Origin of the sequence: uncultured Thalassolituus sp. (assembly GCF_950066645.1) — a bacterium.
Classification (GTDB): Bacteria; Pseudomonadota; Gammaproteobacteria; order Pseudomonadales; family Oceanobacteraceae; genus Thalassolituus.
This window is the reverse complement of record NZ_CATMFB010000014.1, coordinates 39,566-62,446: the sequence shown is the minus strand read 5'-3', so window position 1 is coordinate 62,446 and position 22,881 is coordinate 39,566. Positions and strand designations below refer to the sequence as shown.

The following is a 22,881-nucleotide window of genomic DNA, read 5'->3' as shown; positions in this document are numbered from 1 at the left end:
TGAAACATTTCAGGCAGGCACAAAAAAGCCCGCATGATGCGGGCTCAGAATCCGTTCAGGAAGATATCAGTCTTCGTTCGTTGAACCGATTTTATGAATCGACAGGTCAGCACCGTTGAATTCTTCTTCTTCATCCAGGCGGATACCAGAAACCACCTTAACGAATCCGTAGACAACGAAACCACCGATCAATGCAACGCTGATACCAGCCAGAGTACCGATCAGCTGAGACATCAGGCTGACACCGCCCAGACCACCAAGCGCTTCTGCACCAAAGATGCCCGCCGCGATGCCGCCCCAGGCGCCACACAGACCGTGCAGAGGCCAGACACCGAGCACGTCATCGAATTTAGGGAATTTGTTCTGCGCCAGGGTAAACACCCAGACGAACAGAGCACCAGCCACACCACCAACAAACAGGGAGCCAATCGGGTGCATGACATCAGAGCCTGCACACACTGCCACCAGGCCAGCCAGCGGGCCGTTATGAATGAAGCCGGGGTCGTTACGACCAACCACCATTGCGACAACGGTACCACCTACCATTGCCATCAGGCTGTTTACCGCCACCAGACCAGAAATACCGTCGAGGGTCTGAGCAGACATCACGTTGAAGCCGAACCAGCCGACAGCGAGAATCCAGGCACCCAGTGCCAGGAAAGGAATATTAGAAGGCGCAAATGCAATGACCTTACCGTCACGGTAACGGCCTTTACGGGCACCAAGCAGCGCAACGGCAGCAAAAGCGATCCAGCCACCCACGCCGTGAACAACGACAGATCCGGCAAAATCGTGGAAGCCAGCACCGTAAGTTTCTTCAAGCCACGCCTGGAAGCCGTAGTTACCGTTCCAGATAATGCCCTCGAAGAATGGGTATACGAAAGCCACCGTCAGCGCGGAAGCAATGAGAATCGGATAGAACTTCGCACGCTCTGCGATACCACCAGAAATGATGGCAGGAATTGCCGCAGCGAACGTCAGCAGGAAGAAGAACTTAACCAGCTCGTAACCGTTGTTCTGAGTCAGCTCAGTCGCACTGGCAAAGAAATCCATGCCATACGCGATCTGGTAACCGATAAAGAAGTAGGCAATGGTAGAAATACCAAAGTCTGTGATGATCTTAACCAGTGCGTTGACCTGGTTTTTATGACGTACGGTTCCCACTTCCAGGAACGCAAAGCCCGCGTGCATGGCCAGAACCATGATGGCACCAAGAAGAATAAACATGGTGTTTGCGCTGTACATCAGCGTTTCAACCGCGGAGTTGATACCTGTGATATCCACAATAAGCCCTCTGAGTAGTTCATTTCTGTTGTTGCGTCTGCGCCCTGCACTCTGACGGTGCTTTGTAACGCAAAACCGGTCGGTGATACCGCCGGCGATTCCATTTCAGGGAGCTGTTTTAGCAGTTTCCATACCAACTTTGTCATCTTTGACACAATCCGCACTCAAAAACGCCCCAAGCAAGAGCATTCGTGCACTTCATTCAGGCAACAAAGTAGAAACACCAAAGCGAGGACCGCCCCGAAAAATAAGAATCAGCACCATTTGAGAACACACAGTTCAAAATTGCACAATTTAAGTGCATCTCTAACTTTTTCGTCGCCGGATGCACAGGCGTCAGCGATTAGGCCAGACGCCATCCATCATCATTGGATAAGTCACCGGCTTGAAGTCATGAAATTCGATATCCCGGACCACGGAAAAATCACTCCAGAGTCTGCGGGCACCTTTCATCCAGTACGTTGGGCGAACCCGCCGGTCGATTAACTCAAGCTCCTGCTCTGTGGCCGGCCGGGCTGCACCTGCTTTGCCATAGAGGCGAACACCAGGTGTCTGGCTGAATTTGCCCGTTAACAGCGCTTTCAGCCAGAACAGGCGACCGACATTCACTGCCATCACGCAGACATTGGGGTTGTTATCGATATTCTCACCCAGAGTCACGGCGTAATGATCAAAGAAATACCCTGTACCATCATCGCGCAGGAAGACAGTACCAACTGGGGTGATATGAGGGGTGCCGTCAGGGCTGACGGTTGCAATTGAGCAGTGAACCGCTGAAGCCTGAGACTGCTCCAGAGTTTTTTTGATGTTCGTCCAGTGGTCACTCAGTGTCATGAGGTTCTCCTTCCATGGTGAACCTCAGGCTAACAGAAACCGCTCGGGAAAACCCTGACGTATCAGGTGCGGTGACTGATTTCGAAGCAGACGTGAATATTCTGGCGACGATCAAAGTCTTTGGGAATCGACTTACCACTGACATCTTTGATATCGAACTCTGCCAGGGCATCCCGGTCGAGCGCAAATTTACGCAGGTTATTCGAGAAGATCAGTGTGCCACCCGACGCCAGACGATCCATCGCCATCCTGATCAGGTCGACATGATCGCGCTGAATATCCAGCACGCCTTCCATACGTTTGGAGTTTGAGAAGGTTGGCGGGTCCATAAAGATAAGATCGTATTCGCCGCGATCATCCTTCAACCACTGCAGGCAGTCAGCCTGAACAAAGGCATGGTTGTCCGGGTTGATGCTGTTGAGGCGGAAGTTATCCCGCCCCCAGTTCAGATACGTACGTGACATATCCACACTGGTACAGGTCGCTCCTGCCGCCGCCGCGTGCACCGAACCGGTCGCCGTGTAGCAGAACAGGTTCAGGAAGCGCTTGCCCTGTGCCTGTTTTGCAATGTGCAAACGCGTAGGACGATGATCCAGAAACAGCCCCGTATCGAGATAATCACGCAGGTTCACCAGAAGTCTCACCTGCCCTTCCCGGACTTCCATCGTGCGTTTGTCGTCATTCTGCTTTTCGTACTGTTTCTTGCCGGTCTGGCGCTCGCGTCGCTTCAGTACAATCTGCTCTGCAGGCACGCCGGTGACTTCCGGCAATACGGCAAGGATATCCAGCAGGCGGCGTTCGGCCACCTGAGGATCAATTGACTTCGGTGGAACATATTCCTGCACATGCAGCCAGTCTTCGTAACGATCAACGGCCACCGCGTACTCCGGGATGTCGGCGTCATACACACGATAGCAATGGATGTCTTCGCGTTTCGCCCACTTTGCCAGAGTCTTCATGTTCTTTTTAATACGGTTGGCAAAAGCTTCTACCGGACCGCGGATCGCGCTCGGCTGAGGCTGGGTAGAACGCTCGTCAGCCGCCCCGAAAATAAGCAGCCTGGTTTCTATCTGTGCATTCAGGAAGCGGTACTGTTTCTCCAGCGGGCGACGGATCGCCCGGGCCAGATCGGTATTACCGGTGTACACCACCAGCCGCCAGTCCGGCAGAGACATGGCCGCATCGTGCAGCTGCTGATACAGCGGCGCCAGCTGAGGCAGCTCACTCAGGCGCTCACCATAAGGCGGGTTACAGATCAGCATCCCTCCCTGTTCTGCCGTTTCTTTCTGGATACGCAGATCTTCTACTGAGCGGCGCTCCAGATGAATCTTCCCGGCCAGTCCCGAGCGCTCGAGGTTCTTCCGCGCGGCATTCAGCTGCTCTTCATCAATATCAAAACCGTAGATACGGCTCTGCAAACCGTTGATGCCGGCAGTGCGGCGCTGACGGGCCTCGTCGACCAGGCTCATCCAGAGCTTGCGGTCATGACCGAGCCAGCGATCAAAGCCCCAGCCCTGGCGGTTCAGCCCGGGAGCAACATCAGCAGCCATCAGTCCAGCCTCGATCAGCAATGTGCCAGAACCACACATAGGATCGACCAGAGCTTTTCCTTCCGCAGCCAGCGCCGGCCAGCCAGCACGGATCAGAAGCGCTGCAGCCAGGTTCTCTTTGAGCGGAGCCTTACCCGGCTGCAATCGATATCCACGACGGTGCAGGCTGTCACCTGAAATATTCAGATAAAGATGCAGCAGGCCTTTTCGCAGCTGTGCCTCGATCCGGATATCTCCCGCCTTATCGACCGAAGGACGACTGCCGGTCTTATCGCGGAAGGTATCAACCACGGCATCTTTGATCTTCTGCGCACCGAACTGCGTGTTATTGATAAAGTTGCTGCGGCCGTGAAAGTCGATGCGAAAAGTCGCCTCGACGGGAAACAACTCAGACCAGTCCACACTTCGGGCTGCTTCGTACATTTGGTCGACATTGTCTACCTGACATTCCTGTAGTGGCAGAAGCAACCGGCTGGCGAGTCGTGACCAGAGACAGACCCGGTAGGCCACCTCAGAATCACCGCTGAAATGAACTCCAAGGTGGCCTTCCTTATGAACATTTCCACCTAAGTGTCTGATTTCATCAGCGAGCAAGGCTTCTGTGCCTTTGGCACACACGGCCAGCCAACGTGGATTTGAATCGTTCTGCTCGTTCTGAGTCATGAGATGCTACCGGTCTTTAAATAACGCAGAACGTTAAAAAAACGTCTGCTTAGAAGAAATCAATCGTTAACTTTCAACATAGTGTCACGGTACAACTATCCGTGGCCCGCCGATTTTCTGTGGCTGCCGACCGATGTTTTCAGTAACAGCGAGGAAGCAACACTATGAAGAAACAGAAACGCGATATGCACGAAAGAGCATTTGCACGTGGTTACCGAGCTGGCGTTGAGCGCCGCTCCAAGGATCTCGCCCCTCCAGGAGCCAACCGGGAAGACTGGTTAGCCGGGTGGCGAACTGGAAGATCAGACAACTGGGACGGCTACACGGGCGTTTCTGGTATTCATCGAATGGTTGTTTAGTACAGGGCAACCAACAACCCTTTTCACACGCTCCTGACGTTTAACGTCAGACCTGTGCCCCCTCTCCACGGGGGTCCGGCCCGGCAAACTTTGCCGGGCCTCTTTATATCAACCTCAGGCGTTACGCAGCGAATCGACACATTCGCCGACCAGCTCCGGTCCCCGGTAAATAAAACCCGAGTATACCTGCACCAGGCTTGCGCCGGCACGTAGCTTTTCGGCCGCTGAACACCCATCGAGAATGCCACCGACACCAATCACAGGAAGTCTGCCCTCCAGCGCACTGACCAGGCGCTGAATAGTGAGCGTCGACAGCGCTTCTACTGGAGCGCCTGAAAGCCCACCAGCCTCGCCACCGTGCTCTGCTCCCTCAACTCCGTCACGGGAGAGCGTGGTATTCGTCGCAATCACTCCATCCATTTCACATTCAACGAGTGTCGCGGCGACCGTGTCCACCTCGCTTTCCGTCATATCGGGCGCAATTTTCACAAACACAGGCTTGTAGCCATGCTTCTGCGCCAGCTCTGCCTGACGCTTCTTGATCGGCAACAGCAGGTCACGCAGGGCATCACCGTACTGGAGCGTACGCAGCCCCGGTGTGTTCGGCGAGGAAATATTCACAGTAATGTATGTCGCATACTGATACACCTTATCGAGGCAGATCAGGTAATCCGACGTAGCATCTTCCACGGCAGTGTCGAAGTTCTTGCCGATATTGATGCCGAGAACCCCTTTAAAACGCGCCTTTTTTACCTGCTCAACGAGATGGTCAACGCCCTTATTATTGAAGCCCATGCGGTTAATAATGGCGCGCTGCTCCGGCAGACGGAACAGACGGGGCTTAGGATTTCCGGGCTGTGGGCGCGGAGTGATGGTTCCGATTTCAATAAAACCGAACCCAAGGCGGGCGAAGGCATCAATATAATCGCCATTTTTGTCCAGTCCGGCAGCCAGCCCAACCGGGTTCGGAAACTGAATTCCTGCCACGGTCACCGGAGAGTCAGCCACTGGCTTCACAAGAAATTTCAGTAATCCAAGACGCTCTGCCGTGCCCAGCATGTTCAGCCCGATTTCATGGGACGTTTCACCGTCCATCATAAATAAGAATTTCCGGGCCAGGCCGTACCAGTTCATAGCTACCTCTTGGGGAGTAAAAATCTCAGAATGGCGCGCATTATAGGGATTTCATCCAGGTATGTAGATGATCCGTAACAAAAAAATCAGCCAAGGCGTTCAATCGACTCGAACTTTCCTGCCTGACTGAAGCGGATAGCAAAACGTCCCCGGACACCGTCATGCCCGACGACTCGCTGTAATACACCCGCGGGAAACTGCACGGTGCGGCCATCTGATGTGGTTGCAACCACCCGCGACGCTGAGCCGCGGTAATAGCGCTGGTATTCATCTGCGCTGATGTAGATATCGACGATGACTTCCTGGCTCATGGCGCCTTGTCTCCCGACAATTCCCGGCGCAGACGCCAGCGCTCCAGTCCTTCGCGGAAATCCCGGATCCAGCGCATCACGCGGTTGGTGGCAAAGTCAGGGTTTCTCTGCCGCAGAATCACTTCTGGCTGCAGATAATCAGGCATAATTCCAGGCCCTGCTGTATTAAACAGGCGCGCAGCAAAGGCATCGTACTTATCCCACGGAAGGAATTCCGCACGACATGCCGGGCCGTAATTGAGTACAGACTCCAGCAGTCGCAGCGTGCGGAAAGAAGAACAGTTCACGCTTTCGTTCCAGGCGGGGTCGACATAGCCTGCCAGAGTGAAAGGCGCCGCCAGCACCCAGTCGTCATTCTCGCAGCGGATATAAGGCTCAGGAAGCTTTTTCGTCAACGGATCAGGATGATGAACTAGCAGACGGTTCCAGAAACGCAGGCCATTAAAATTGGCGACCAGATCAGCATAGGAATAAACACCGGTGGTCTGCGCGCCAAAATACACCGACTCAGTCCACTCCCCAAACAGCAGGGCATCATCGACAGGGCGATCCAGATAGCGGGTTTCGTCGAAGTAGCTGAACCCTTCAGTAAAAAAATGCCCGAGTTTATCTGTACCGATCAGTGTATCTCCGACCCGGATCACAGACGCAACGCGCTCCGACAGCACCAGCGAAGGAGACTGAGGCCAGGTAAAGTCCCGGTATACCGAATCACTGAGTGCAACGCGGACCCGGGAAATATCCGGGCTTTTTTCTGCGAAGCTTTCCAGCTGCCCAACGATCGGCCGGGCAAGCAACAGCTCCACCGAGTCATAAAGACGGGGTACCGAACAGTGTGATTGTTTGGGGACCCGCTGAACTTTTCTGGGTTTGAGATGGGGCTCGTTACGATTGGCCCGCTTCAGTGCACGCTTGAGCCGGGATCTGACCTCTCGATCAAGCGCCGGGGTGGCGTCGGTCAGTCGGGTGCTCTCAATACCGAAAAACTGGTCCACCTCTGCCGCCCGGGAAGACAACGAAAGCAGTAAGACCAGCATTGCAGCACTGATGAATCTGAAGCAGCTCATGGAGCGATCCGGTGTAAAAGTTGCTGCAGTTTTACACCGGGTCGCTCATGGGTTCAACCAGAAGGCCGATTCAGAAGACGCTGTGACGCTTAGTCCGTCTCACGACGGTGACGGCTGGCCTGTGCAAGATCCAGCAGCTCACGCAGGGCCACGGCAATCATAGGGAAGTTCATCTGCTCGGTTGCTTTCAACTCGTCCAGCATTTTCTGCCAGCGGCTGACGAGTAACTCCTGCTCTTCCTGCCAGTGCGCAATCGCCTCTTCAAGGGAGGCATCATCAGGATGCCCTTTGAGGATACCTACGGTCAGAGAGCGCTGCTGCCAGTCGAGATCATCACGGAAGCTTTCACGAGCCATTGCCTCCCAGTGATTACCCGCGGGCAGCGCATTGATCTGCTCCAGGAACCAGCTGAGGGAGAGGTGCTCACCCACCCCGAAGTAGGCTTCAGTGACCTGCTCTACGGCACAATCACTCTGCGATGCAGCTTCAATAACGCCGAGTGCCGCGTAGAGTTCACTTGCCCCCGCACTGAAGGCGGCGAGATCTTCTGGCACGCCCAGCTCACAACGCTTCTGGTAGAGCGCCTGCCAACGTTCCAGTGCCGCGCCTTTTAGGGTGTTACCCAGGTTCGCAGCTATCTTCTGAACTTCCGGACGGAATTTCGCGACCTCATGTTCGATATCGACATTAACCCGACGATTACGCAGGAACCAACGCGCCGCCCGGCGGACCAGGCGCATCAGCTCGGCCATCATTTCTTCCTGAACGTCAGTATCAATCTGATAGTCCAGCGCATTGATTTTCGACCAGTAATCCGCAAGCGAGAACACATCCCGAGCGGTCACATAGGCCCGTGCGATATCGGTCACCGAGGCCCCGGCAGAATCTTTCAGGCGATTAACGAACGTAATGCCCATAAAGTTCACCAGGTCGTTCGCCAGCTGAGTCGCAATGATTTCTTTCCGCAGGCGGTGACGTTTCAGGGGTTCCGCGAACTGTTCGCTGAGCGCATCCGGGAAAGCCGTCCGGGCAATATCAGAAATGTAGTCGTCGCCGGTGATCACGGCTTTATTCAGCTGCTCTTTCAGGTCGGCCTTAGTGTAAGAAATCAACACCGCCAGCTCAGGCCGGGTCAGGCCAATGCTCTGATTGCGACGCTCCTGCAACTCTTCTTCGTTCGGCAGAAACTCCAGTGCCCGATTGAGTTTTCCCTGCTGCTCATAATCTTTCATTAAGCGGGCATATTCATCCAGTCGCTCAATGCAGTCACGATAGGCAAGCGCAATGGCCTGTGTCTGGCGATAATTATTGTGCAGAACAAGATCAGCCACCGCATCGGTCTGCTGCATAAATATTTCATTACGCTGTTTGCGGGTGAGGTCACCGTTGTCCATCACCTCGTTCAGCATAATTTTGATATTTACTTCGTGGTCGGAGCAGTCGACACCGCCCGCATTATCAATAAAGTCAGTGTATGACGCGCCACCGTTGAGGCCATATTCAATACGACCCAGCTGCGTCATACCAAGGTTACCGCCCTCTCCGACAACTCTGGCCCGGACTTCGTTGCCATTAATCCGCAGGCTGTCGTTCGCTTTGTCTCCGACATTCGAATGACGTTCGCTGCTAGCTTTGATGTAAGTACCGATACCGCCGTTCCAGATGAGATCCACAGGCGCTTTAAGCACGGCTTTTATCAGGTCGGTGGGGGCCAGTGTATCTTCAGAGATATCAAAGCGTTTCTTCATTTCTGGCGTGATACTGATTTTTTTCGCCGAGCGCAGGAAGATGCCACCGCCTTTGGATATCAGCGATTTATCGTAATCTTCCCAACTTGAGCGGGGCAGTTCAAAGAGGCGTTTACGCTCTTTGTAACTGCTGGCGGAATCAGGCTCAGGGTCGATAAAAATATGCATGTGGTTGAAGGCTGCTACCAGGCAGATATGTTCTGACAGAAGCATGCCGTTACCAAACACGTCCCCCGCCATGTCACCCACGCCGACAACGGAGAAATCCTGTTCCTGAACATTATGCCCCTGCTCGCGGAAGTGTCGTTGCACAGACACCCAGGCGCCACGAGCCGTGATACCCATTTTTTTATGGTCGTAACCGACTGAGCCACCAGAAGCAAAACCATCGCCCATCCAGAAACCACGATTCACCGCAATCTCGTTAGCGATATCTGAGAATGTCGCGGTCCCTTTGTCCGCGGCGACAACCAGATACGGGTCATCCGGGTCGTGGCGCACAACCTTTTCGGGCGGTACAACGCTGCCTTCCACAAGATTATCGGTGACATCGAGTAATGCACTGATAAAGGTCTGATAACAGGCTACGCCTTCTGCCATAAAGGCATCGCGGCCTCCTTCTTTCGGAGGGCATTTAGCAACAAAGCCACCTTTCGCTCCTACAGGCACAATCACCGCATTTTTCACCTGCTGAGCCTTGACCAGGCCCAGTACTTCGGTACGGAAATCGTCCACGCGGTCCGACCAACGCAGGCCACCGCGGGCGACCTTACCACCACGCAGATGGACACCTTCTACCCGTGGCGAATAAACAAAAATTTCAAACATAGGGCGCGGCAGCGGCATATCAGAAATGGCGGCCGGATTCAGTTTGAACGAGAGATACGATTTATCGGCCCCGTCAGCATCGGTCTGAAAGTAGTTCGTTCTCAGCGTAGCTTTGATCAGCTCGATATAACGGCGGATCGTTCGGTCTTCGTTAAGCTGCTCGACATCGTCCAGTGCTTCCAGCAGCGACGCTTCACACGCATCAAAAGCCTGCTGACGTTTGTCAGTGCTCTGCTCAGCAAGCCCGAAGCGCAGATGAAACAACTGCGTAATCTGGGCCGCCACAGGAATGTAGCGACTGAGGGTGTCGGCGATGTAGCTTTCAGAAATACCAAAGCGGATCTGTTTCATATAGCGCGCGTAGGCACGCAGAAGCGCAATGTCTTTCCAACCCAGCTGCCCGCCAAGTACCAGGCGGTTGAAGGCGTCGTTTTCTGCTTTTCCAGCCCAGATGGCACGGAAGGCATCCTGGAAGACCTTCTTCACCTCAGCGATATTTATTTTATCGGCCAGGGTGTAACGCAGACTGAAATTATGAATCCACACGCGACGGCCGTCAGCGCAGACAATTTCATAGGGATGTTCGCCCAGTACCCGCAGACCAAAGTTTTCCAGAACCGGAATCACGTCCGACAACGGCAGAATAGTCTCTGCGTTGAACAGTTTAAAACGCAGCTGGTTTTCATCTTCTTCCAGCTCGCGATAGAAGGTCATCGCCAGCTCACCGTCTTTCAGCCCCCGCAGAGACTCCATATGCTGGATATCTGCAACGGCAGTCCGCGCTGAGAAATCTTCCCGGTAACCGGCCGGAAACGCATGACGGTATTCGTGATACTGAGTATTCCCCTTCTCTTCACCCACCTGCTCAATCAGTGCGCTGTGCAGGTCGTCAGACCAGGAGCGGACCACCTGACGGATCTTACTGGCCACAAGTTCGTCATTAAATTCGAGATCAACCTCAGGGTTGAGACGAACCATAAAGTGAGTACGCGCCAGAACAGACTCAGAAAAGTGCGTATTGAATTCGATATCCAGCGGAGAAAATTCCTGCCGTAACACCTCCTCCATTTTCTGGCGCAGCTCAGTGTTGTAAACGTCCCGCGGGGTGTACGCCAGGCAGGAAATAAATTTACTGTACGAGTCTTTGCGCAGATATACCCGGGTCTGGCGACGCTCCTGAATATTCAGAACACTGACGGAGGTCCGCTGTAGCTCAGCTGCTTCCGACTGGAACAGCTCATCACGAGGATACACCTCAAGAATACGGTCCAGCTCTTTACCGCTGTGACTGCCTTTTTCAAAGCCGGCCATGTCACGAACGGCATCAAGCTTGCGGCGTACAATCGGGATATTGTTCGGAGTTTCGATATACACAATCGAAGTGAACAGGCCCATAAAACGTGCGCCGCCCACAACATTGCCTTTTTTATCAAAGCGCTTCACAACGACATAATCCGGATACGCGGGGCGATGAATCCGGCTACGGTTGCCGGATTTCATAAAACTGATCAGTTCAGATCCGGTAATAAAATTCTGGGTCTCTGGTTCGAGGTCGTTCAGGCGGACACTGCTGCGGCTGGTATCGACATCGCGGAAAATCCCGAGGTCATTCGCCGGGTCGCGAACCACATGTTTCTCGCCCTTGGTCGTTGTGACTGTAAATTCGTCGTACGCAAGAAAGGTAAAATGGTTGTCTGCCAGCCACACCATAAAATCTGCCGCTTCGGCACATTCATCCGAATCCGGATGGGTACAGGACCGGCCAAGCTCTACAGCGACATCCCGGGCTTTCTGCAGCATGGCAGGGAAATCTCTGACACAGCGGTTAACTTCACTGAGAATATCTTCCAGCTCTGCGGCCAGCGTATCCATCAGGGCGCTGTCAGAATGATGATCAACTTCGATATAGATGATGGCTTCAGCGACCGACTTGTCGGATGGCTGAGTCCAGTCGCTGCTTGTTTTCAGCTTACCGGCTTTGTCCCGCTCAGCGTGTAATACGCAATAATGGATAGCATGCAGCGACATCAGACGGGCGTTGAGCTGCATCCGCACAGAATCAACGAGAAACGGCATATCGTCATAAACGATTTCAATCACAGTGTGGAGTGACTGCCATCCATGGTTCTCATGATCCGGGTTAAAAACCCGCACCTTAGGCGCACCCGCTTTACGGGTCTGAATAAACTGCCAGCACGACAGTGTCGCGCCGTACAGATCTTCTACGGCGCGCGCCAGCACTTCTTCTGCCGGTGCGCCCGAATAGTAAACATCAGAAAATTTCTTCAGCTGTGTTGCCTGAGCGTCCTTGTTACGCTCCTCAATCAGGGTGTGTAGGGTGGTTAGCATGATGCCGCCTCTGGCTGTAGTCCTACTTTCAGCTTAGCCCATTCGTCAACTTTGCCAGCCTGATAAAGATCATTGTTGTTACCGGGTCTGATTGACTCTCCTTTACGAACCTCACCGAAACTTTGTCTTCCGCGCCCCATCTGAGGATTGACCCCGCCCACCAACCCTCTAAAATCCCTTTAAAAACAACGAGCCGGACAGGATAAACATGAGCTTACAGGAAGGATTTCAGCAACTGCGCACGAGTCTGCAGGCGAGCATCATTGGCCAGCCCCGTCTGGTCGAACGTCTGATACTCACTCTGCTTGCCGATGGGCACCTTCTGGTAGAAGGCGCACCGGGCCTTGCCAAGACGAAAGCGATCAATGCACTGGCCGAACGTATCGAAGGCGAATTCAAACGGGTGCAGTTCACGCCTGACCTGTTGCCCGGTGATATCACAGGGACCGAGATCTACCGCCCTCAGACACAGACCTTCGATTTTCAGGCAGGTCCGATCTTCCATAACCTGATTCTCGCGGACGAGATCAACCGTGCTCCGGCAAAAGTTCAGAGCGCACTCCTTGAGGCCATGGCTGAGCGTCAGGTGACAGTTGGCGGTGTCACCCGCCCATTACCTCAGGTGTTTATGGTGATGGCGACTCAGAACCCGATCGAACAGGAAGGCACGTACCCGCTGCCTGAAGCGCAGCTCGACCGCTTCCTGATGCACGTTAAGATCGACTACCCTGACGCGTCTGCAGAACAGGAAATCCTGCGCCTTGCCCGCGGTGAGGCCATGGCCCCGACGCTCAGCAACGCTGATCCGCTGACTCAGGCAGACATACTGAAAGCCCGTCAGGAAGCGCTGGCACTGCACATGAGTGATGCCGTCGAGCAATACCTGGTGCAACTGATTATTGCCACACGCGAGCCCGGTAAATACAGCGAAGATCTGGATCGCTGGATTGAATTCGGCGCCAGCCCGCGTGGCACCATTGCGCTCGATCGCTGCGCCCGGGCACACGCCTGGCTGGCGGGTCGCGACTATGTCAGCCCCGACGATGTCCGGGCTGTAGCGCACGATGTTCTGCGCCACCGGATACTGCTGAGCTTTGAGGCGGAAGCCCGTGGTATGACTTCCCAGACAATCATTGATGAGTTACTACAGCGCGTACCGGTAGCCTGATGCACCAGGAATTCTCGACAGGGACAGAGATTGATGCGGAACGCCTCGCCGGACTTCGTGTTCTGGCGGGCCTTCTGCCATTGCATCGTCAGAAAAAAATTCTGAACGATCAGGCTGGCACGCATACTTCCCGCCTGCGCGGTCGCGGTATCGACTTTTCGGAAGTGCGGGAATACCAGCCCGGAGATGACATCCGCAGTATGGACTGGCGGGTCACCGCGCGGACCGGCGATGCGCATATCAAAGTATTCCGCGAAGAACGGGAACGCCCGGTCTTAATCTGTTGTGACCTGCGAGCGAGCATGAATTTCGCCACCCGCCGGGCTCTGAAGCGTGTGGTTGCCGCCGACATCGCAGCGCTGTTCGCCTGGTCGGCCATGAGCCATGGCGACCGGGTGGGAGGTCTGGTGTTTAACGACACTCACGAATTTGATCTGCGCCCACATACCGGCCGCAAAACGCTGATGGCATATCTTCATCAGCTGGCCAGCACTCCGGTATCACAGCCGGCAGAAGCGGCTCCGAGAATGCTGGATATCTGCCGGCATATTGCCCGGATCGCCCGCCCCGGGACCGCAGTCTATATCATCAGTGACTGGTCAGGATTCGATGATGAGTGCGAGCGCGTGCTCTATCCACTCAGCCGCCACTGCGACCTGCTGGCAGTGCATGTCAGTGATCCATTTGAGCGCGACCTGCCTGCCGGGCACTTCGATGTCACCGATGGCAACCAACGGCGGTCACTCCACGTCTCAGACAAATCACGGCAGGAACACCAGCAGCACTGGAGACAGGCAGTGGCCGATCTTCAGACCCGGTTAATGCGTCTGCGCGCACCGCTGACGTTTATTACCACCGAAAACGATCCGCTGGATCAGCTCCGTCAGGGCTTTGGCCTTGGTGGCGGGGGGCGTCGCTGATATGAATGGTCAGGCGCTTCCGATTAACGACATTATTCTCCCACCCGACGTGGGTGTATGGCCGCTTGCCCCGGGATGGTGGCTGCTGCTGATTCTGTGTATCGGACTGGCGATTGCCGGAGTCTGGTTTACCCGCCGCTGGTTGAAACAACGGCGGAGAAAAACACTGGCACAGGCACTGGTCGCGCAGGCTCAGAAAACCTACGCCTCCCATGGGGATCTCTGCGCATATTGCAGTGATATCAACCAGACTCTGAAACGCTATGCACGTGCCGCGGGTGCAGGCAATGCACCACTCGCTCTGACCGGCCAGCCCTGGGCAGACTGGCTCAATGCGCAGGTGTCGAGGCCGGTATTTTCAGAAGCATTAGCCCTCGCTGTTGCCGAAGGCCCTTATCGTCCACTGCCCGACCTGGACCCTGATCAGCTTGAAGCAGCGGCCAAGCTCTGGATTCGTAAAGCCCGTTTCAGACAGGAGCAGCACCATGCCTGAATTGCTCTGGCCGTACGCGCTCGCGCTTCTGCCCCTGCCGCTGATTTTCCGCTGGTTACTCCCTGCCCGTACGCGCCAGCAGGCGGCACTGAAAGTCGCCGATACGGGATTCTGGCAGACAGGCACAGAGAATCACGCGACTGTGACCTCCCGCTCGACTCTGGGCGCTCTGCTGCCAACGCTTCTCTGGCTTTGTCTGGTGGCGGCACTCACCCGCCCGGTCTGGATCGGAGAGCCCGTCCGACTGCCCGCCGAAGGCCGTGACCTGATGCTGGCGGTCGATATTTCCGGAAGCATGGATACCGCAGACATGGAACTCAACGGGCGCCCGGTAAACCGCCTGGAGATCGTAAAACATGTGCTCAACGATTTTATCAGCCGGCGTGAAGGCGATCGTCTCGGACTGATTCTTTTTGGCTCCAACGCTTACCTGCAGACACCGCTAACCTTCGACCGCGAAACAGTGCGTACGTTTATGAACGAGGCCGCACTGGGCCTTGCGGGCAAGCAGACCGCCATCGGTGACGCCATTGCGCTGGCCGCAAAACGCATGCGCGATACCCCCGCCGAAAGCCAGGTGCTGGTGCTGCTGACCGATGGTGAAAACACGGCAGGTACCATTGACCCGATCCGTGCGGCCGAACTGGCAGCCGAGACCGGTATCCGTATTTACACCATTGGCATGGGCGCCGACAGAATGGAAGTACCGTCATTCTTCGGCAGCCGTACTATTAACCCGTCCCGCGAACTGGACGAGGAAAGCCTGCAAACAATCGCAGACCTGACCGCAGGACGTTTCTATCGCGCCCGGGACACCAGTGAACTCAGTCAGATCTATGGTCTGATTGATCAGCTTGAACCCACAGAGCGGGAACAGAAAGTCTACCGTCCACAAACCAGCCTTTTTCACTGGCCGCTACTGGCCGCACTGTTGATCAGCTTTGTGATTGCCTTTGTGTATGGAGGGCGACGCCGGTGAATGCATTTATCACACAGTTTCATTTCCTCCGCCCTGAATGGCTTCTGCTGTTGGTGCCTGCACTAATAGCAGCCATTGTGCTGTTCCGGCAGACGCTGCAGCGCGGCGACTGGCAGCAGCATATTGACGAGCATCTGCGTGGCTACATGCTGGATAACGTTCCGGGGCGTAAGAGCACCGCGGGCCTGTGGGCAGTGATTGTCTGCTGGATACTGGCGAGCCTCGCCATTGCCGGCCCGGCCTGGGAACGCAAAGCCGTGCCAGTGATGAGTAACCCCGACGCTCTGGTCATTCTGATGGATATGTCGCTGTCGATGGGCTCGCAGGATATCGCTCCGACACGCGCAGTACGCTCAGTACGCAAAGCGACCGATATTCTGCGGGGTCGTCAGGACGGAGTGACCGCCGTGATCGCCTACGCAGGAGATGCACATACGGTGGTGCCCTTTACTGACGATAACGCCACCATTGAGCATCTGCTGACATCGCTTTCTCCGGAAATCATGCCTAAGCCCGGCAGTCGCCCGGATAAAGCCTTGCAACTGGCCGCACAACTGATGACAGATTCGGGTTTGCCGAAGGCACAGATACTGCTGCTGACTGACGGAATTCAGGACAAAGATGTCGCGCGGATTCAGGCCACCATGCCTGCCAGTGCTGCGCTGTCTGTCATTGCCATTGGCACGGCGGAAGGGGCTCCGGTTCCTTTAGGTGACCAGGGCTTCCTGAAAGACGGGTCGGGCAATATCGTGATTCCACAACTCAACACAGCACCTCTGCAGTCTCTTTATACAGCAACAGGAAGCCGCTGGCGTACCCTTACCTACGACGACAGCGACTGGAAAAGCCTTCTCAGTGGGCCGGGTCCGGAGGCAAACGTTGAGGACGAGCGGACCATCGTCGAATGGAGTGATAACGGTTTCTGGCTGATCTTACTGATTCTTCCCGTGGCGCTGTTCAGCTTCCGCCGGGGTGTGCTTTTCGGTGTCGCGCTGATTGCCGTCATGAGCCTGCCTCAGCCTTCCTACGCCTTTGAATTTCAGGACCTCTGGCAAACCCGGGATCAGCAGGGGCAGGCATTACTGGAGAGCGCCCCGGAAGCCGCCGCTCAGAAATTTGAAGACCCGCAGTGGCGTGCGAGCGCGAATTATCGCGCTGGCAATTTTGAAGCCGCTGCGGAAGATTTCAGTACGTCCGATACTGCGACAGCTGACTACAACCGCGGGAACGCACTCGCCCAGGCCGGCCGCCTGGAGGATGCTATCGAGGCCTACGAAACAGCACTGGAGAAACAGCCTGAGTTTCCGCAGGCTCAGCAGAATCTGGACACGGTTAAACAGCTGAAAGAGCAACAGGAACAACAGCAGCAGGATTCACAGAACCAGCAGAATCAGGATTCTAAGAACCAGCAGAATCAGGATTCTAAGAACCAGCAGAATCAGGACTCCCAGAACAAGCAGAGTCAGGATTCTCAGAACCAGCAGAATCAGGATTCCCAGAGCCAGCAGAATCAGGACTCCCAGAACAAGCAGAGTCAGGATTCTCAGAACCAGCAGAGTCAGGACTCTCAGAACCAGCAGAATCAGGATTCTCAAAGCCAGCAGAGTCAGGATTCTCAAAGCCAGCAGAATCAGAAACAGCAGGACGACAAATACGCTGACGAGCAGGCGGCCCAGAAGGCCCAGGCCAACCAGGATCAGCCAAGCGGCGAAGAAGAAACACAAAGCGTTACTCAACAGTCCGATGCCGGAGATAACGATGATACCGGCGATCAGAAAGAGCAACAGACGCGGGCGCGTCCTGCAGACGCTGACACTATGTCCCGCGAAGAGCGGGCAGCCATGGATTCATTGCTGAATCAGGTTCCGGACAACCCGGGCTTACTGATGCAACGGAAGTTTCTGTATCAATACCGTCAGAGTGGCGACACCAGTGAAGAGGATGTCTTATGGTAAGGCAGATCGGATTAGTACTCTTAATTATGCTTGCTGCGCCTGCGACCTGGGCGGCAGAACTGCTTGCGAGCGTAGACCGGAAAGAGATTGGTCGCTCAGATGCCGTAACGCTTCAGGTTCGCTACACCGATATGGCGGGCTTTTCATCGCCAGACTGGCGTCCGCTCGACCGGGAGTGGGACGTCGTCAGTAAAAATCAGAGCCAGCAGATCAGCTTTAATAATGGCAAAAACAGTTCTTACACCGACTGGACGCTCACACTGATTCCCCGCCGCAGCGGCGAGTTGCTGATACCTCCGATCGAATTCAAAGGCGCAAAAAGCGAGCCTATCCGTATCCAGGTAAGCGAGCAGGCAAATACGCAAGCGAAAAGCAGCGACAATTTCTATTTCGAAGTAGAAGTGTCGAGCGGCACTCACTACGTGCAGGAGCAACTGCTGTACATCGAAAGGCTGTATTACACCGTCAATCACGACGACGCCAACCTCTCTGAATTCACGGTGGTTGGGGCACGGGTTCAGCCGCTGATGGACGCCAAACAGTATGTGACTGTTGTCGACGGCAAACGCGTCGGCGTTTACGAACGTCGCTATGCCATTTTTCCGGAAAAGGCAGGCACCATTGTTATTCCGGGGCAACGCTTTACTGCACGCATTCCCAACCGGTATGACCGCTTCCGGGGAACCTCCGACAGTGTCATCAGCAAACCCATTGAGCTGGACATCAAACCTATCCCGAAAAACTATCCTCAGGCGCCCTGGATACCCGCCAGCAAATTCGACATCAGTGAAGAGTTCAGCCGCGACCTCAGCGAATGGCGCGTTGGCGAACCGGTCACCCGGACCATGACCATTCAGGCGACAGGACTGAGCAAAGGCCAGATTCCCCCGATTCCGATGCCCGAAATCGACTCACTGCGTTACTACCCGGATCAGACCCAGGATGATACCCAGGTAACGGAACAGGGCATGGTGTCGAATGTGGTTCAGAGCGTTGCTCTGGTACCGACACAGCCCGGAAAAATGACGCTGCCAGAAATCCGTATCCCCTGGTGGAATACCCTGACCAACACCATCGAATATGCGGTATTACCCGCCCGCTCGGTGGTGGTTGCGGAAGCCAAAGCACCGGCAATATCAGGGAATCAGCCAGAACCACTGCAGACCGCCTCTGATACTCCCGCGGTGACACTCACCCTGCCCGAGGGTGACAGCCGTTACTGGATGGCTATGGTCGCCCTGCTGGTGATTACCAACCTCATAACCTTAGTCCTGCTGTTCCGTCGGCGGTCCCCCGCCCGCACAGAACCCCGGGAAGAGCTGGTACCCCAGACCGATACGCGAAGCCTCTGGCGCGATTTCCGTCGTGCCTGTCAGAATAATGATCCTGCTGCCATCCGCAGCAGTCTGATCGCCTGGGCAGCTGCAGCGTCTGGCTGGAACATCAGCTCCGTCGCCGAAGTGGAGGTATGGTTAAACGACGTGCGTCTCAGTGCCGCGCTGGCCGAGCTGGATGCCACTCTCTACAGCAATAAGAGCAACAGTGCATTTAATGGTCAGGGAATCCTGAATCTCGTTGAAAAAGCGCTCCGTCAGAATACGGAGCGCACACAGGAAGAATCACTGCCAGAGCTTTATTCTTAAGCTCTGGCAGACGTATCAGAGATTATGCTCGTTCAGCAGCGCGATAAAAGCAGCTTCGTCGAGCACATCCACACCCAGGTTCTGTGCTTTAGCCAGCTTTGATCCGGCCTTCTCCCCTGCCACCAGCAGATCCGTCTTAGCAGAAACACTGCCTGTGACTTTGGCTCCCAGTGACTCCAGTGCCGCTTTAGCTTCGTCCCGGGTCATGCCGGACAGAGTTCCGGTGACCACTGCGACTTTGCCTGCCAGAGGGCCATCTTCTGAGGCTTGCTGTGGTTCACTTTCTGCCCAGTGAACGCCGGCTTTACGCAGTTGTTCGATCACTGTGCGGTTGTGTTCTTCAGAAAAGAAATTAACGACATGCGCGGCCACAATATCGCCAATATCCGGCACGGCAATCAGCGCGTCCTGCGACGCCGACATAATGCGATCAAGAAACCCGAAGTGTGACGCCAGGTTATTGGCCGTAACGACACCCACTTCACGAATTCCCAGAGAATAAATAAAGCGACTGAGTGTCGTTTCTTTCGCTTTTTCCAGAGCGTTCAGTACATTGGCTGCACTCTTCTCCGCCATCCGTTCCAGACCCGCAACGTCTTCCTGGGTCAGGTGGAACAGATCATCGAGCGTATCAATCAGTCCGGCATCCACCATCTGATCGATCAGTTTGTCGCCCAGCCCTTCGACATCGAGAGCTTTACGGGAAGCAAAATGTTTAATCGCTTCTTTACGCTGAGCCGAGCACACCAGTCCACCGGTACACCGCGCAACAGCCTCCCCCTCAACCCGTTCAATCTGAGATTCACACACCGGGCAGACAGGCGGTAACTCAATATCTCTGGCCGTTGCCGGACGACGGTCCGGCACCACGGAAACAACTTGAGGAATAACATCTCCTGCACGACGGATAATCACAGTGTCGCCAATTTTTACGCCCAGACGTTCAATCTCATCCATGTTGTGCAGTGTGGCATTGCTCACGGTCACACCCGCCACATGCACAGGCTTCAGACGCGCCACAGGCGTTAATGCGCCTGTGCGGCCAACCTGAAAATCGACATCAAGTAGTTCTGTCAGCTCTTCCACCGCCGGAAACTTATAAGCAATCGCCCAGCGAGGTGCACGGGCAACAAAACCAAGAGTTTCCTGAAGCGCCAGTGAATTTACTTTAAATACGGTGCCATCAATTTCGTAGGCCAGTGAATGTCGTTTTTCACCCAGAGCGGTGAAAAATTTCTCAGCCTCGTCCAGCCCCGAAACCACCCGCATTTCTTCATTAATACGGACGCCCCAGGCCTGAACCTGTTGCAAGGTTTCGCTGTGGGTAGCAGGCAATGAAAAATCATCACTGACTACACCCAGACTGTACGCACAGAATTCCAGTGGGCGCTGCGCTGTGATGCGGGAATCCAGCTGGCGCAACGACCCTGCAGCAGCATTACGGGGGTTAGCAAACAGTTTTGTACCGTCTGCACGCGCCCGTTCGTTGTACGCTTCGAACCCCGCTTTCGGCATATACACTTCACCGCGGATTTCGATCCGGGCCGGAATCGCACTTCCGCGAAGACGCAGCGGGATATTTTTAATTGTCCGTACGTTCTGGGTAACATCTTCGCCGGTTTCACCATCACCACGGGTGGCAGCACGCTCCAGTACGCCGTTAACATAAAGCAGGCTGATCGCAAGACCATCCAGCTTAGGTTCACAGGCAAACTCAATATCATTGTCCGATTTCAGACGATCCTGAACGCGCTGATAAAACGCTGAAAACTCTTCGGCGTTCATCGCGTTATCCAGAGATAACATAGGGCGTTCGTGACGGACTTCCTGAAAACCTGCCAGTGGCGCACCACCAACCCGTTGAGTCGGAGAATCAGGAGTAATCAGCTGCGGATGTTCAGCCTCCAGGCGCTGCAGTTCCCGCATTAAGCGATCGTATTCAGCGTCAGGCAACGCAGGCTCATCGAGCACGTAGTAAAGGTGATTGTGATGATTGATCTGCTCACGCAGTTCGTCGATCTGCGTGGCTACAGAAGCAGAAGAGCCCGCAACGGGCTCTTCTGAAAACATGTCTTCCTGCTGGCTCATAGTTTTTTCTTTTTCGCCGCCAGACGACGCTGACGTTCAAAATCCAGAATCTGCTGACGCTCATGCTCCATCGTCTGCGGAGTCATGGCGCTGTGACTGCCATCAAGCACATCGGCTTTCAGGTTACGTGATACCGCCATCGCCATTTCTGACATGGCTTCGTAAGCCTCCAGCGGCCGTGCAGGCCCCGGAAGACTCATAAAGAAACTTAATCCACTGAAGCTTTCGTCTGCCATGGTCGCCGGATTAAACACACCGGGGTTGCGCATCTGCGCGACCGAGAACTGGATACAGCCTTCGCCGCCCGCTTCTTCAAACCGATGGAAAATATCTTTCTCGCCGTAGCGCAGGTCGCAGCTGTTAAACAGCATCAGCAGATCTTCACCACGGAAACCTTCAGGGTTGCGGGCAATGGTATGGATGACCAATACCAGCTCAGGCTCAGGACGACGTGCCAGTACTTCAGCGCCCGGCCCCGCGTAAATCACGTTATAAGGGGTATCCGTCTCATCCGGCGGCAGATCTTCAAGCTCCTGCTCCAGGTGAGGGTCGTTGATGGTCTCGGGGTCTTCAACAACCGGAAGCTCGTCGTCCGCGCTGTCGTCTTCGTTCTTGTCTTCGACCCTGGCAGTACTCTGCTCTGCCGCCGGCGTAGTGTTCTTTTCTGGCGCAGGTACCCGAGCAGCGTCTGCGTTACTGACGACCCGTGGCGCAGAGATGATTCCCTCGGCAAATGACTCTTCGTCCCCAAGCTCTTCGACATCAAGAAGTACCGGGACTTTCTCATCGAGATTCACAGGCTTGGGCGTCGGAATCAGAGGCGACTGAGGAATGACCGGCATCTCAGTGTCGGTGGACAGACTGTCAGGTTCGATATCATCATCGTCTTGTGCGGCGCGCATCGGCTGCAGATCCAGATCGTCTTCGTCCTCAACGTCCGCCACTGGGGGAGTGACAGATGGGGCTACTACTGCAGTGCTCTCAGGTGCCGCTACCACAGACACAGTTGCCGCATCGGTGTCTTCTGCCCGGGAGGAGCTTGCTTTCTGTTGTGTCGTTTCTTTCTGTTGTGTCGTTTCTTTCTGTTGTGTCGTTTCTTTCGGTGACACCGCTTCTTTCTGTGACACTGCTTCTTCGGCAGACACCTTGGGACGGATCGGCTGAGCATCGCGGAAACGGCTGTTGTAACTGTCATCCGCCGGTTTTACTACGCGGACTTTTCCTGGCAGTTCCGGGTTGTATTCATCTTCTTCGGTAACATCCGCGACCGGACCCACGTCCAGTTTCAGCGCTTCTGCCCGGTTCCGTTGCATTCTGCGGAAACCATCTACCAGTATGGCTGCCATCCCTAACAACCCTATCAGTATTAAGACGGTGCGCCAGCTCCACTCCATATTGTCCTCGGATCTCTGCCTGTTAAGCGTGTATCAAAAAAAGTAACTACAGCGATGACACTCTGCTGCAAATCGGTATTAGATCATGGCAATCTCATTCCTGAAACCGCCGGG

The 22,881-nt window shown here is 54.9% G+C and carries 16 protein-coding genes; 7 read left to right on the top strand and 9 right to left on the bottom strand.

Features of this window, described 5'->3' with window-relative positions; genetic code table 11:
- Positions 1 to 66: 66 nt before the first annotated feature.
- The 3 genes from Q1L85_RS13185 to rlmKL form a co-directional block, all read right to left on the bottom strand.
- Positions 67 to 1,278 carry an ammonium transporter gene (locus Q1L85_RS13185; protein WP_300426269.1) on the bottom strand — a complete coding sequence of 404 codons (1,212 nt, stop codon included), beginning with the start codon at positions 1,276 to 1,278 and terminating at the stop codon, positions 67 to 69.
- Between the two features lie 342 nt (positions 1,279 to 1,620).
- A complete protein-coding gene (locus Q1L85_RS13180) occupies positions 1,621 to 2,118 on the bottom strand; it encodes a pyridoxamine 5'-phosphate oxidase family protein (RefSeq protein ID WP_300426263.1) in 498 nt (165 codons plus the stop codon).
- A gap of 62 nt (positions 2,119 to 2,180) precedes the next feature.
- Positions 2,181 to 4,331: a bifunctional 23S rRNA (guanine(2069)-N(7))-methyltransferase RlmK/23S rRNA (guanine(2445)-N(2))-methyltransferase RlmL gene (rlmKL, locus tag Q1L85_RS13175; protein WP_300426261.1), complete on the bottom strand. Its 2,151-nt coding sequence runs from the start codon at positions 4,329 to 4,331 to the stop codon at positions 2,181 to 2,183.
- A gap of 164 nt (positions 4,332 to 4,495) precedes the next feature.
- Here rlmKL and rmf point away from each other — a divergent pair, with 164 nt between their 5' ends.
- Entirely contained in the window at positions 4,496 to 4,690 is a 195-nt protein-coding gene (gene rmf / locus Q1L85_RS13170; RefSeq protein WP_300426260.1) for a ribosome modulation factor, read from the top strand.
- A gap of 114 nt (positions 4,691 to 4,804) precedes the next feature.
- Here rmf and Q1L85_RS13165 read toward each other — a convergent pair whose 3' ends face one another.
- The 4 genes from Q1L85_RS13165 to Q1L85_RS13150 form a co-directional block, all read right to left on the bottom strand.
- On the bottom strand, positions 4,805 to 5,824 hold the full coding sequence (locus tag Q1L85_RS13165) for a quinone-dependent dihydroorotate dehydrogenase (protein WP_300426258.1): 1,020 nt from the start codon (positions 5,822 to 5,824) through the stop codon (positions 4,805 to 4,807).
- Positions 5,825 to 5,910: 86 nt separating this feature from the next.
- Positions 5,911 to 6,135, bottom strand: a complete 225-nt coding sequence (locus tag Q1L85_RS13160) for a DUF2835 domain-containing protein (RefSeq protein ID WP_300426256.1) — start codon at positions 6,133 to 6,135, stop codon at positions 5,911 to 5,913.
- A complete protein-coding gene (locus Q1L85_RS13155; RefSeq protein ID WP_300426255.1) occupies positions 6,132 to 7,202 on the bottom strand; it encodes a hypothetical protein in 1,071 nt (356 codons plus the stop codon). The genes Q1L85_RS13160 and Q1L85_RS13155 overlap by 4 nt, the downstream gene beginning before the upstream one ends.
- A gap of 89 nt (positions 7,203 to 7,291) precedes the next feature.
- The gene (locus Q1L85_RS13150) at positions 7,292 to 12,127 is read right to left on the bottom strand and encodes an NAD-glutamate dehydrogenase (protein ID WP_300433376.1); all 4,836 of its coding nucleotides are present in this window, start codon (positions 12,125 to 12,127) and stop codon (positions 7,292 to 7,294) included.
- A gap of 208 nt (positions 12,128 to 12,335) precedes the next feature.
- Between Q1L85_RS13150 and Q1L85_RS13145 the strand changes: the two genes are divergently transcribed.
- The 6 genes from Q1L85_RS13145 to Q1L85_RS13120 are packed head-to-tail and all read left to right on the top strand — an operon-like array spanning position 12,336 to position 19,285.
- Positions 12,336 to 13,295 carry a MoxR family ATPase gene (locus tag Q1L85_RS13145; RefSeq protein WP_300426253.1) on the top strand — a complete coding sequence of 320 codons (960 nt, stop codon included), beginning with the start codon at positions 12,336 to 12,338 and terminating at the stop codon, positions 13,293 to 13,295.
- A complete protein-coding gene (locus Q1L85_RS13140) occupies positions 13,295 to 14,215 on the top strand; it encodes a DUF58 domain-containing protein (RefSeq protein ID WP_300426252.1) in 921 nt (306 codons plus the stop codon). Before Q1L85_RS13145 ends, Q1L85_RS13140 begins: the two co-directional genes overlap by 1 nt.
- A gap of 1 nt (position 14,216) precedes the next feature.
- Positions 14,217 to 14,708 (top strand): DUF4381 domain-containing protein, encoded by a 492-nt coding sequence (locus Q1L85_RS13135; protein WP_300426251.1) that lies wholly within the window; start codon positions 14,217 to 14,219, stop codon positions 14,706 to 14,708.
- Positions 14,701 to 15,687, top strand: a complete 987-nt coding sequence (locus Q1L85_RS13130) for a VWA domain-containing protein (RefSeq protein WP_300426250.1) — start codon at positions 14,701 to 14,703, stop codon at positions 15,685 to 15,687. Before Q1L85_RS13135 ends, Q1L85_RS13130 begins: the two co-directional genes overlap by 8 nt.
- On the top strand, positions 15,684 to 17,642 hold the full coding sequence (locus tag Q1L85_RS13125) for a VWA domain-containing protein (protein ID WP_300426248.1): 1,959 nt from the start codon (positions 15,684 to 15,686) through the stop codon (positions 17,640 to 17,642). Before Q1L85_RS13130 ends, Q1L85_RS13125 begins: the two co-directional genes overlap by 4 nt.
- Positions 17,636 to 19,285 carry a BatD family protein gene (locus Q1L85_RS13120; protein ID WP_300426247.1) on the top strand — a complete coding sequence of 550 codons (1,650 nt, stop codon included), beginning with the start codon at positions 17,636 to 17,638 and terminating at the stop codon, positions 19,283 to 19,285. Before Q1L85_RS13125 ends, Q1L85_RS13120 begins: the two co-directional genes overlap by 7 nt.
- Positions 19,286 to 19,300: 15 nt before the next feature.
- Here the strand turns inward: Q1L85_RS13120 and ligA are convergent, their stop codons facing one another.
- Both ligA and Q1L85_RS13110 read right to left on the bottom strand, forming a co-directional pair.
- Positions 19,301 to 21,373 (bottom strand): NAD-dependent DNA ligase LigA, encoded by a 2,073-nt coding sequence (gene ligA / locus Q1L85_RS13115; RefSeq protein WP_373915037.1) that lies wholly within the window; start codon positions 21,371 to 21,373, stop codon positions 19,301 to 19,303.
- A complete protein-coding gene (locus Q1L85_RS13110; RefSeq protein WP_300426245.1) occupies positions 21,370 to 22,719 on the bottom strand; it encodes a cell division protein ZipA C-terminal FtsZ-binding domain-containing protein in 1,350 nt (449 codons plus the stop codon). The genes ligA and Q1L85_RS13110 overlap by 4 nt, the downstream gene beginning before the upstream one ends.
- Between the last annotated feature and the right edge of the window lie 162 nt (positions 22,720 to 22,881).